Genomic DNA, 12,302 nt, shown 5'->3' on the forward strand with positions numbered 1-12,302 from the left:
AAGACACAACAACAGCAAACACACAGGAACACCAACAAACAACAAAAAACTTTTAAATCCTCTGTTTTGTTTCCTGCCTGGTAGTTACAATATTACCATTTTCACTTGCCGGATATCCGGACAGAATATTATAGAAAGTTCACGGAAGTTGCCCGGGAATTAGTATTCCGTCTGCCCATAACCGCTGCTGATTGAAAATATGTTGATGAGGCTATGTACAAAAGCTTTGAACTAAACCTTCGGTAGCTTTTTAAATGCCAAGAGCGTATATTTGTTATCATTCAAACCTCGCTACCCTTTTCGCATTTCTGATGATAGTCAGTTAGTTATTGAGAACCCCATAATATAAGATAATGACCCCGAAGGTTTTCCCGATTTTTTCGGGACAAGCTGTTCAACATCGCTTTCATTTCCCGTACTTCGTACGCAACGAAAGCGTTGTTATTGGTGGTAGTTTTAGTCCACGAATGTTTCCTGAATTACAGCTTTCACTTTTTCAAGTTCTTTGTCTGTCAAAGATTCAAAACGTTTAATAATTCTTATTCTGTCAATCGTCCGAATTTGGTCAATTGCAATCCAGCCTTTAATGGCTTTGTGCCTCACTTCAACTCTGGTCGGATATGGCATTGAGCTACTTGCCATTGGAGCAACTACAATTGTCTGCAAATATTTGTTCATTTCGTTTGGCGACAATACAACGCAAGGTCTTGTTTTTTTCATTTCACTTCCAATCGTAGGGTCAAGGTTAACCAATACGATGTCATATTGATTTACTTGCTCCATTCCTCAAAATTTTCATCTGCAAATACATCGTCCATTAAAAGTTGGTCGTCACCATTTTCGTGCATTTTCTTAAATGCTTTTTCCCAATTCTTTCTTGGCTCAGCTTTAGGTTTTAAAATGATATAGCCTTTTTCAAAGATTAATTCAATCTTGTCGCTAATGCTATATTTTTCAAGGATAGTTTTGGAAAGCCTGATTCCTTTTGAGTTTCCGATATTAATGACTGAAAGTTCCATAAAATTTATATTGTGATTACAAAGTAATTACAATATTTTCAAACTTCCAAATTGTCAGACTGAAATTTTGTTTAGCGGATAATGTCTGAAAATACTGTCTTAGCCCCCACTATAAACCCTAATTTATTCAAGTAAAAGTCTTTGGTTGCGTTTTTGTCACGCATTGGCAATTTCGGATTTATGTTTGTCAGCATAGTATTGTCTTTTTTTTCTGTCCGTTGATGTTTGAGCGGACGGTCTGTTACGGTTGCCACCAACCGGTAAGTATTTGTGTTCGGCGGGACGGATTTATCCGTCCCGCCGAACACAAAAGCTAAATTAATAAACTATTGCTGAACAAATTGTTGCTGCCGACAGCGTTCCGTCGCGCAGGGACGGAACGCTTAATTGAAAAACTGCTGTTGAGAAAACTTACTGTCAGCCCCGCCTGACGCCAAACCCTTGTTGAACTAAACCTGCGGAAGCCTTCCGCACTATCCGTAACTTTAGCCCTTATCAAAAAACTTAAGAATATGGCAACGAAAAAAATCGCCAGAAGATGGAATACATACCTCAACCGTGCCTGCCGTGAAGTTAACGGGTTTACAGAACTGCTGCAACGCTTCGAGCGTAATATTTCTATCCTGGGTCGCAGTGCCCGAACCTTTGATAATTACAGCCGCCATGTAGCAGCTATGGCATTACACTTTCAATGCCTGCCTACAGCACTTGATCCCGAACAGGTGAAGGATTACCTGTATGAACTGCAGCAACGCAGCAAAACACCCTCTCAAACCTATTTTAAACATACTGTTTACGGGCTTCGCTTTCTGTTGAAGACAGAAAAGGGCTGGCTTATGGATACCTTCATTTGCCGGCTATTAAAAAAGACAGGAAGCTGCCTGTAGTCCTCAGCCGCGAAGAGATATGGCAGATGCTGAAAACGGCTGCTTTCGTTCAACATTGCTTTCATTGCCCGTACTTCGTACGCAACGAAAGCTTAGTTATTGTGTATAGTGCATCTGTTCTATTCGCCTAATAAAGTCTGCGTCTGGACGAACATTTGAAACGCTTTTTGTTTCTTAGATGCCTTCATTCTGCTAATCTTATGCCGGTGGCATTCAACCGGCTAATAATAATTTTATAACACTTGCTTGCAACCGCATAATATCTTAATAATGTGAATATTATCTTATATACCAAGAATGATTTGGCTTTACAGCCAAAATGAATCTGTCAGCTTTCGATACATTTTGAATTTAATCCTTATTTTTGTTTAGGTCTGAGTAAACACAGAAGCTCCGTATTGCCCTTGTGAAAAAAATATTCAATTATTAAAAATGGGCAACAAAGAATTTCAATTTCTGCGATCTGTATTATTGTTTACAGATTTTGTGCTTATTAATCTGGCAGGCACAGCGAGCATATTATTATCGTATGATAATTATAGTATATTATTCTTTGCCTTATCTATTGTTATAATAAATGTTTCATGGCTCTCTATCGCCTATTTTTTTAAATTATATACTTATACTGTAATTTCTGCAATTGAACAAACATATCGCCAGTCATGGCGTACCCTTGCTGTACAAATACTTTTCCTGTATGGGTTGATACTATTTGTAAACTATAGCTTTGTAAAGCTGGAATTTCTCAACCGTGCTATTGCTGTTTATTTTGTAACAACCGCTTTTTTAATTTTGATAAGCCGTTTTTTTCAAACATACCTGGCTGAGTTTTTCTTAAAAAACCTGACTGCTAAAGCAGTTCCTCCACGAAAAATAACAATTATAGGTGATAACGACAAAGCACAGCAATTAGCTGAATATTTTCATAAGAATGACAGATTTTATGAACTGCTTGCTTTTTTTTCGGATAGAAATGATGTTAAGCAATCCAATATAAAAAGCCCTTTATATCCCATACAGGATTGTGTCAACTACGCTGTAAAGAACAACGTAAAAGAGATTTACTCTACCGTTTTGCCTTCGGATCACCCGGAACTGGCTGATCTGGTAAAAAAGGCGGAAGCGAATATGGTAAGGCTTCGTTTTGTGGCCGGAGATGCCACAGGCAACACAGCTTACAACCTGGTAGAAGTTGATAAAATGAATCAGATGTCTATAATGGCCTTGCGTAATGAGCCGCTGGACATATTTTTTAACCGCGTTAAAAAGAGGGCCTTTGATATAGTAGTAAGCAGTTTCGTTATCATTTTTGTGATGTCATGGCTTACCCCATTATTGGGCCTGTTGATTAAACTATCTTCAAAAGGGCCGGTATTTTTTGTACAGGACCGCTCAGGAAAGGATAACGAAACGTTTCGTTGTTTTAAATTTCGCAGCATGACGGTGAACAGCGACAGCGACCACAAACAGGCTGAAAAAAATGATACCCGCATTACCAAAATAGGCGCCTTCATGCGTAAAACCAGCCTGGATGAATTTCCCCAGTTCTTTAATGTATTTATGGGCGACATGAGCCTTTGCGGCCCACGCCCGCACATGCTGAAGCACACGGAAGAGTACAGCAAGCTGATTGACCAGTACATGATACGCCATTTCCTGAAACCGGGCGTAACAGGCTGGGCGCAGATAAATGGTTATCGTGGCGAGACCACCGATCCTGTGCTGATGGAGAGGCGTGTGGAGCATGATATCTGGTATATGGAAAACTGGTCGCTAATGCTTGACATAAGAATAATATTCCTTACCGTATTCAACATATTCAAGGGTGAAGAAAACGCTTATTGATTTTTTATTTTTTTTCTCTTCAGATAAGTAAACGGAACCATACCTTCTCCCTTTCTTAAGAACTAATTTTTTGCCGCCGGTAATTACGAACATCCCCTTAAAGGATAATATCCCTTTATTTAACTCCGTTATATTTGTGGTGATTGAGGTATGGCTAACAAGTTAAAAAAGAAAAATAGTAAAGCGCCCAGCGCTGAAAAATTAAATCCTGATAAAGAACAGGACGTTACAATAAAAGAAGTTGTAAAAGACGAACGTACATCTAAGATAGCGGGCGCCGTATGCCTGCTTGTTTGTGCATTCCTCACCCTGGCCTTTTTTTCTTATTTCTTTACCTGGCAGCAGGACCAGGACGAGGTGGCCGCCGGATTAAATGTTTTTGTGCGGAACAATGTGCATGTAGATAACCTGTTGGGCGTGCTTGGCGCTTATGCCTCCAACCTGTTTATGAACGATGGCTTTGGCATTGCGTCATTCTTATTTTGCATTTTCTTTTTTGTATTGGGCGTAAATCTTTTATTCGGAAAAAAAATTTTTAACCTTGCCCGCAACCTTCGTTATCTTATCGCCGGCCTTATTGTTTTAAGCGTTGTATTTTCTTTTTTCTTTGGAAGAAATTTTGCCTGGGGCGGTGCTGCCGGAGATTTAATGGTGGACGGGCTTGTGCGGCTAATTGGCAATGTGGGAACGGCCGCTTTGCTCATAGTTGTTTTTTTTGCATATATTATATGGAGATTTAATCCAAGCTTTAAATTGCCGGAAAGGAAGCCAAAACAACCTGGTGAAACAATAGCTGCAGTGCAAACCACAAAAGAAAATTTATTCGATGAGGAATATGATAATGCGTATTATACCCCTGGGGAAGCAGCTGTTTCAATAAATGAAAAATATGCTGCCGGTATAAAGGATGGTTTAACCAATAACAACAGGTTGCGTACAGATGAAGCTGAAGACGGCAATATTGTGGTTATTATGCCGGAAGCAAACGAAGGCGCATCAACTGAACTGAACTTAATAGAAAAGCAGGAAACGGAAGCAGGCCCGGAAAATAATCCGCCTTTAATTCATATTGAAAATTTTGAAGCAAAAGGGGCAACACCCAAAGACAACCTGAAAAAAAAATTACCGCCTGCCGACGTGGAGCTGGAGATAAAAGAAATAATTCCCGACGATGAAAATACGGATGTAATTATTGATCCAACGGTTGTTAACGTAGATGAGCCGGCAGCCTGCTTTAAAACTCCGCTCGTAAATTATGAGCCCACGCTCGATTTAAGCAATTATAAATACCCCTCGCTGGACCTGCTGGAGGCACATGGCAGCGAAAAAATTGTGCACGACCCTGCAGAGCTGGAGGCCAATAAAAACCAGATCATATCAACGCTCAAGAATTACGACATACAAATTCAGCGCATAAGTGCTACCGTGGGCCCCACAGTTACTTTGTATGAAATTGTGCCCGCGCCGGGCGTGCGCATCAGCCGTATTAAAAACCTGGAAGACGATATTGCCTTAAGCCTGGCTGCGCTCGGCATACGCATCATTGCACCCATCCCCGGCAAGGGAACAGTAGGTATTGAAGTGCCTAATGTGCGCAAAACCGTAGTAAGCATGAAGACTTTATTATCTTCAGAAAAATTTCAAAACAATAATTTCTCTTTACCCATAGCCATAGGAAAGAAGATAGATAACGAAAACTTTATTGTTGACCTGGCCACCATGCCGCACCTGTTAATGGCCGGCGCTACAGGCCAGGGTAAATCTGTTGGCATCAATACGCTGCTAGTATCGCTGTTGTATAAAAAACATCCTTCACAGCTGAAACTGGTATTGGTTGATCCTAAGAAAGTTGAACTGAGTTTATACCGCGTTATCGAAAGGCATTTTCTTGCCAAGCTTCCGGGCGAAGAAGAGCCTATAATAACCGATACCAAAAAAGTAGTGCATACTTTAAATGCACTGGCAACCTTAATGGATATACGCTATGATCTCTTAAAAGAAGCAAGCTGCCGCAATATTAAAGAGTACAACGAAAAATTTGTGAACCGGAAACTCAACCCGCAGAAAGGCCACGAATTTTTGCCGTTTATTGTTTTGGTAATTGATGAGTTTGCCGATTTGATCATGACTGCAGGCAAGGAAATAGAAATGCCTATAGCAAGGCTGGCGCAGTTAGCCCGTGCGGTGGGCATTCACCTGATCATCGCTACCCAAAGGCCTTCCGTGAATATAATTACAGGCACGATCAAGGCCAACTTCCCGGCACGCATTGCCTTTAAAGTTTCTTCAAAAATAGACAGCCGCACCATTCTCGATACCGGCGGCGCAGAGCAACTGATCGGCAAAGGTGATATGCTCATAAGCTATAATGGGGAAGTAACGCGGCTGCAATGTGCATTTGTTGATACGCCCGAAGTAGAACAAATCTGCGAATTTATCGGCGATCAGCTTGGTTACCCGCAGGCCTACCAGTTGCCTGAATATGCAGATGAAAAAGAGATGGAAGGCAAAAATTTTGACATGAACGACAAGGATCCATTGTTTGAGGATGCAGCACGCTTAATTGTTCAAAACCAGATGGGAAGCACTTCACTTATACAGCGCAGAATGAAACTGGGTTATAACCGTGCAGGAAGGTTAATGGATCAGTTGGAACAGGCGGGCGTTGTAGGACCAAACCTTGGCAGCAAAGCCAGGGATGTATTGGTAAAAACAGATGGAGAGTTGCAGGAACTGCTTGATCTGATGGGATAATTTATAAATCCATTAAATCGAGCGCCAGCACAAAATTAGTTACAATGCCGGGCAGCGCCATCCACAATAACTGCGGGTAGAAAACAATAAATAAAATTAAAACCACTATCCATCCCAAAAAACGAAGCCAGTAGTTTCCAGAAGATTTACGCTCAGCCATCAGATTTAATTTTCAGCAAAAATAAATGCTAAAAGCAAATAGTAAAAATTATTTGAAGGAGGCTTTTAAGCCAATGCCTGTATAGAAATCTTTGTATTAACTGTAACACCAGCTTTTATCAACCCTTCACCCTTACATCATAAGCATAATCTGTAACCTCCGTAATTTTAACCTGTTTTATCGGGGTATGGTCAGGATTGATGAGATAAATATATTCCTGCGGGATAATTACAGATGGCAGTTTTATTACAAGGCTGGAATTTGCAGCTAATAGCCTGCTGCCAAAATCTCTGGTTTCTTTTGGATGAGGAAAGTCTTTCCAGTTGCCCGGCAAATCAGCGGTTCTTATTTCTGTAACCGAATCATCCGGCACAGAAAATGTGGCAAATGATAAAGCCCTTTTTATATTGTGTATTGACACATGGACTGAGTATTCCAGTAAAACAATTGACCTTGATCCGCCCGTATAAATGCAGGGAATACCTGCATGGTTCCATCTTCCGCCATTTAGCCTGGCCCCTTCCCCGGTTAAATCATTTGCATATTGCGTAGCGCCTATCCTGTATAGCAGCATGAAAGCGGGTTTAAAATACGCCATATTCAATCCGGCCTATTTCCTTCTTTACTTCATCAATGCCATACATGGTATCCATTAATTCAACAGGCGATACATTGCCAAGCGCCATATTGCTTGTTTTAAGCCATTCGTTGAATGATTCTTTATCTTCAAATACCGACTGGCCATAAGCAATTACATCGGCCAGCAACATAATGCGCTCACTGGTGTTTTGATCGAACCTTTCTGCACCTTTTTTACCATGTAATTTGGCTTTTGATACGGAAAGTATATTGCTTAATGTATCGTAATCCAGGCAGGATTCTTCCTTTACAGCTTCCAGCTCTTTTTTTGAAATGCCTTTTTTAATTATCGTTATCTTATCAGCGGCGGGCACTGTATGCATTTCATCCCAAAAGCTGCTTCCATAATGCGAAGCAACTGCCGTACTGCCATAAGGCGTATAAGGTTCTTGCAATTTATTATCATTTAAGACAGAATCTTTCATTGGATATTTTTTCATCTTTTTCATGAGTCTATATTTAGACCAAAAATAGTTTATTTTTTTATTATAAAATTTTTTTTAAGGCTTATAGTGCCTGCATCGGTGAATATTAATTTTTCGGTCACAGATTGTCTTCTTTAAGAGAAAGCATTATATGTCACACTTTCTCCACTACCACCACAGCCGTTGCCATTGTTTTTGTATGCGAAAGTGAAATATGAATGGCAGCAATATTCATGGAAGAAATAACATCTGCCGTTGCACCGGTAAAATTGAAAAATGGTTTCCCTTTTTCATCGTTCAATACTTCGGCTTCATTAATGTGCGTGCCTTCGGGCCAGCCGGTGCCTAATGCCTTTGATAAAGCTTCTTTGGCCGCAAGCCTCGCTGCATAATGCTCATATTTATGCGCTTTGGTTTCACAATAAGCAATTTCATTTGCTGAGAAAACATATTCTTTAAAACCGCTTTGTTTTTCTATAGAAGCGGCGATGCGTTCAACTTCTGTAATATCGGTGCCTATGCCAAATATCATGATGATAATTTATGCTGATTGTGAATAGACGGTTGTGAGTGATCATTTCCTTAAAGCGCCGACCATTCATAACTCAATTCTATAACAGTTTTTTCTTACAGGCTTCTATTTGTTTCTTTATGTGGTCTTCTTCTGGCTTTGTGGTTACAACTTTCGTTAATGCAGTTTGATAATAACCTAATGCTTTCTGCCATTCCTCCTTTTTATAATAATAATTGCCGGCCAGCACATAAGCATGATAGTATTCAGGGTTATCGGCGATCATGCTGTCAACATTAGCTTCTTTGCCCTCTGATAATAGTTGTGTGTAATGTCTGTACCGCTCAAAGCTTTTAAACTGCTGTGTTTGCATAAAACTATCAGCCGGTACATTTTCCACACTATCGTAAATTTCTTTATCTGCCGTCAAACCTTTTATTGCAAATACTTTATTAAGATCATAACAAACAAAGCCGCCCAGCATCCAGGGTGAAGTAGAAATCCAAACCTTTAATTTTTCCGGTTCAAAAATAATGCTGTGATGTGCAATAAACTGGTTTATGGCTCCCTCATTTCCCAGGCCAATGTTGGTATTATTTAATCCTTCATGGTCCCTTAAAATGGCAATTGTTTTGGCAACCGTGTTCTGCCCGTTTTGCCGCATCAGTTGTGCTAAACGCTCATAGCGATACGGTGAAGCGTTTTCTTTCAATTGCATTTTGTTTGCTTCAGAATTTTTTAAGGCGTCGCTCTGAAAATGATTGGCGCATATTATATAATCCTGCTGCGGATTATATACAGCCAATGTATCCGGCGTTTTCTCAATAACTACAGCTTTCTTATCTTCTGCAGAGCCAATTAAAAAAGATTCAGACACAAACATCTTTCTCTTTTTGGCAATCGCAATTGCCTGGTTAATATTTTCAGCATACTGCAAAATTTCCCTTGCCACCAAAGAAACAGGCGTTGCAGATGATGTTGGAATTTCTGATTTATCGGCATTAATCGTAACCGTTAAACCTTTATCGTTCATGCCTGAAACAACGCCGATAAAACCACCCCATGTTACCGACATAAACTTATGCCCTTGTGCGGGATTGCAAAACAAAACGATTTTGTTTTTTGCAAAATCATCATTCACATAGAAATCAAAATTTCGGCCGACAATCATGGCGCTGTCCTGGCTCATAGCGCCCCATGTGCCAAACGATGTGCAGCCAACCAACGCCATATTCTGCAAGGCATGGCCAATATCGTGAGCCGCATGATAGTTCAGTAAACGGCTGTAATTACTGCCTATATAATTGTATTTGTCAGAAGCGGATAATGATACGCCATATATTTCTTCTTTATATTCTTCTGTTATGTTATCCGGTAGTTTACGGTTAAACCATCCAATAAAATATTTCAAAAAATGCTGGTAGAATGCGGAAGGGATCATCTTATCCAGTTGCTCTGCAAAATAATCTTCCTGGCTTTGAATAAGTTCCCTGCCCAGTTTGCCATTGATAACGCCGCGTTCAAATGAGCTGCCTTCCACATACATTTCATACAGGCCTGAATTGCTTTTGCGAAACCAGTTATTGTTTAAGGTGTAAAAGCTGCTGTCGTGTTGCGTTCTTTCTAATTGCGAAGTGGTTGCATTTGCAATTTTAGGTGGTTTTATATCCGATACCCATACGAGGTAAACAGCGAGCAAAACAAACAGCAAAACAATAACGCCAAACACACGCAAAAGCCTTCGTGCAAACCTGTTTGTTTTAAGCATGTTTTATCTTTTTAATGATGTCGTTATTGCCCGTTAATGCAGTTGCCGTAACAATGCCGCTGATGCCTGCGCCTAAAATGCCATGCAGGTTTAAGTTCTGGCCTGTAAGGTACAGGTTGGGCAATTTAGTTCGCGGTGATATAAACGTTTTTAATGGTTCTTTATAATCTTTGGCAATGCCATATAAAGAGCCATTGCTTGTGCCGATATAATCCCTGAAAGAAAGTGGCGTTGATGTATAGTAAGACTGAATGCAGTTTCTGAGCGCCGGAAATTTTTCGCAGGCCAGGGCGATCAGCTTTTCAGCTTTTTGTTGTTTGAATGTTTCATAAAGTTCGCCGCGGCTTTGTTCGCATGAATCTGTGTTGAAAGTGTCTTTCCATTCAAGCACATCTTCATAACGCATGTATGTGAAAAGCGTAAGGCCGTTCGCATATTCTTTATGTTTGGAAAACGGCGTTATAAACAAAGCATAGCCCAATGGCCAGTTATCTTCTGTATAATGCGTTTGATTCCATACATGCCCTTCTTTATGATAGTAATAATTGTGCGATTGGTATTTGAATGTTCCAGGCTTAAGCACAATGTTTACAATGAAGCAGGAAACAGTATCTTTTAAATTTTGTATGCGGTTTTTATAGGCTTGTTTAAACAGGTTTGTGTGTGTAAGCTCAATTGTTTTTGCGGGGTGCAGGTTGGAAACAAAATATTTTGCAAATACCTTTTTGCCATCGCTTAATTGGGCATACTTTATTTCGCCATCTTCTTCTGCAAGCTGCACCACTTCTGCATTACGCATAATTGTTCCGCCGTTATTACGAATATTCCGTGCTATCAGCTTTGCGATTTGCGAACCGCCATCAACACATTTCCAGGAGCTTTGTATATAACTGTTTAGTATTAATGCATGCACATAAAGAGGCGTTTTGTTGCCGGCGCCTGCATATAAAAGATTATTGCCTGCGAGCACAGCCTGCAGCTTTTTATTGCTGGTAAGCGATGCAATAAAAGTTTGCGCACCTATATCCAGCACGCTTTGCTTTTCTTCCAGCCCGCCTTTTTCATCAAGGTTATATAATGGGAATTTTGTGCAAACTTCCTGTATCGTATCGCAATACTTTTTAATGGCTTCTTTTTCTCCCGGAAAATATGCTGCAAGTTTTTCTGTAAAGTTCTCATAGCCCTGTGCCAGCGTGTATTCATTATCATCGTTGCTGATAATAATTTTGTCAAACGCATCTTCATCCATGCGTTCCAGCTTCAGCTTATCCATTATGCCGAGGTATTGAAAAAGCTGGTAAAGGTTTTGCCCCTTTTCAAGCCCACCGATATAATGCACGCCGGAATCGAATATCACTTTATCCCTCGCGTAAGTTTGAAGGCAGCCGCCTATCTGCCTGTTTTTTTCAAGAACGCAAACTTTATAACCTTCCCTGGAAAGCAAATCTCCGCAAACAAGGCCGCCCATGCCGCTGCCGGTTATTATGATGTCGTAATTGTTCATGTACCCCAGCCCTAAAGGGAGTTTTTATTTATCTTTTATTCAACATAAATGTTCGATGGTGTAAAAATCGCTGCATTATCATTTCTATCAGAATAACTATGAATTAATGCTTTTTTTATTGGCTTTATACATCATCAAGCCCTTTACACTCCTCGCTGGATAAAAATGTGCTTATTGATTGGCAAAAGTACAAATCCATTCTTATTGCTGACCTTACATTAAGCAAGACAAGCATAAAACATAACCACCGGAACGTCATGCCCGGCCTGACCGGGCACCTGCTATTGCATTGGGTACCTGCTGATGAATAATTGTCACTTTAAAATTTAAGATCAGGTTCCCGCTTTCGCGGGAATGACGTGTAAAAGCGTGAACTAATCTTACAAGCCGATAAAGCAGGCACAAATTGCCTATACACAAATTTATCCGGTGTTTACTTTAATTAATTTTTCCTGGTGTTGTTTGTTGATGGCGTCTTGTATAATTTCGGCTCCTGTAATTACTGATATGGCTAATTGAGAAGAAGAAAAATGATGTAATAATATTATCTCCATACCTGTTTTCTGATTTCTTTCAGGTTCACGTTATCGTTTTTATATAATCCTGCCAAATCAAGAAAAGCTTTATTTTTTTGTATTGGAATTCTTTTTTTTGCAGCAATATTTATACTAAGTTGCTTTAATAATTCCGAAATTAAATTGTAGTAAAGATATCAGCTCATCCAATTGATATTCGAGATTAGAGAAGAACTGCTCAATTGCCGATTGAAACTCCTCAAAATACTGGTAGA

Annotated in this window: 11 protein-coding genes; 3 read left to right on the forward strand and 8 right to left on the reverse strand. The window is 40.0% G+C overall.

Going from position 1 to position 12,302, the window contains the following annotated elements; all coding sequences use genetic code 11:
- Nucleotides 1-456: 456 nt before the first annotated feature.
- Both QM629_RS09555 and QM629_RS09560 read right to left on the reverse strand, forming a co-directional pair.
- Nucleotides 457-783, reverse strand: coding sequence for a type II toxin-antitoxin system PemK/MazF family toxin (locus QM629_RS09555; protein ID WP_415159562.1), 327 nt, complete (start codon nucleotides 781-783; stop codon nucleotides 457-459).
- Nucleotides 771-1,019 (reverse strand): AbrB/MazE/SpoVT family DNA-binding domain-containing protein, encoded by a 249-nt coding sequence (locus QM629_RS09560; RefSeq protein WP_415159564.1) that lies wholly within the window; start codon nucleotides 1,017-1,019, stop codon nucleotides 771-773. The genes QM629_RS09555 and QM629_RS09560 overlap by 13 nt, the downstream gene beginning before the upstream one ends.
- Nucleotides 1,020-1,531: 512 nt before the next feature.
- Here QM629_RS09560 and QM629_RS09565 point away from each other — a divergent pair.
- The 3 genes from QM629_RS09565 to QM629_RS09575 all read left to right on the forward strand — a co-directional run bounded on the left by QM629_RS09565 (nucleotide 1,532) and on the right by QM629_RS09575 (nucleotide 6,505).
- Nucleotides 1,532-1,906, forward strand: coding sequence for a phage integrase N-terminal SAM-like domain-containing protein (locus tag QM629_RS09565; protein WP_415159566.1), 375 nt, complete (start codon nucleotides 1,532-1,534; stop codon nucleotides 1,904-1,906).
- A gap of 432 nt (nucleotides 1,907-2,338) precedes the next feature.
- The gene (locus QM629_RS09570; RefSeq protein ID WP_415159568.1) at nucleotides 2,339-3,751 is read left to right on the forward strand and encodes an undecaprenyl-phosphate glucose phosphotransferase; all 1,413 of its coding nucleotides are present in this window, start codon (nucleotides 2,339-2,341) and stop codon (nucleotides 3,749-3,751) included.
- Nucleotides 3,752-3,901: 150 nt separating this feature from the next.
- Complete coding sequence (locus QM629_RS09575; RefSeq protein WP_415159570.1) at nucleotides 3,902-6,505, forward strand: DNA translocase FtsK; 2,604 nt, start codon at nucleotides 3,902-3,904, stop codon at nucleotides 6,503-6,505.
- A 1-nt stretch (nucleotide 6,506) separates the two neighbouring features.
- On the opposite strand, the gene QM629_RS09580 is transcribed toward QM629_RS09575, so the two are convergent.
- The 6 genes from QM629_RS09580 to QM629_RS09605 form a co-directional block, all read right to left on the reverse strand.
- The gene (locus QM629_RS09580; RefSeq protein WP_415159572.1) at nucleotides 6,507-6,665 is read right to left on the reverse strand and encodes a hypothetical protein; all 159 of its coding nucleotides are present in this window, start codon (nucleotides 6,663-6,665) and stop codon (nucleotides 6,507-6,509) included.
- Nucleotides 6,666-6,783: 118 nt separating this feature from the next.
- Nucleotides 6,784-7,263 (reverse strand): RES family NAD+ phosphorylase, encoded by a 480-nt coding sequence (locus tag QM629_RS09585; RefSeq protein ID WP_415159574.1) that lies wholly within the window; start codon nucleotides 7,261-7,263, stop codon nucleotides 6,784-6,786.
- On the reverse strand, nucleotides 7,250-7,753 hold the full coding sequence (locus QM629_RS09590) for an antitoxin Xre/MbcA/ParS toxin-binding domain-containing protein (protein ID WP_415159576.1): 504 nt from the start codon (nucleotides 7,751-7,753) through the stop codon (nucleotides 7,250-7,252). The genes QM629_RS09585 and QM629_RS09590 overlap by 14 nt, the downstream gene beginning before the upstream one ends.
- A gap of 130 nt (nucleotides 7,754-7,883) precedes the next feature.
- Complete coding sequence (gene acpS / locus QM629_RS09595) at nucleotides 7,884-8,261, reverse strand: holo-ACP synthase (protein ID WP_415159578.1); 378 nt, start codon at nucleotides 8,259-8,261, stop codon at nucleotides 7,884-7,886.
- A gap of 79 nt (nucleotides 8,262-8,340) precedes the next feature.
- Entirely contained in the window at nucleotides 8,341-10,008 is a 1,668-nt protein-coding gene (locus tag QM629_RS09600; protein WP_415159580.1) for a C45 family autoproteolytic acyltransferase/hydolase, read from the reverse strand.
- Complete coding sequence (locus tag QM629_RS09605) at nucleotides 10,001-11,512, reverse strand: phytoene desaturase family protein (protein ID WP_415159582.1); 1,512 nt, start codon at nucleotides 11,510-11,512, stop codon at nucleotides 10,001-10,003. Before QM629_RS09605 ends, QM629_RS09600 begins: the two co-directional genes overlap by 8 nt.
- Nucleotides 11,513-12,302 lie beyond the last annotated feature (790 nt).

This window comes from Parafilimonas sp., assembly GCF_047606085.1.
GTDB lineage: Bacteria > Bacteroidota > Bacteroidia > Chitinophagales > Chitinophagaceae > Parafilimonas.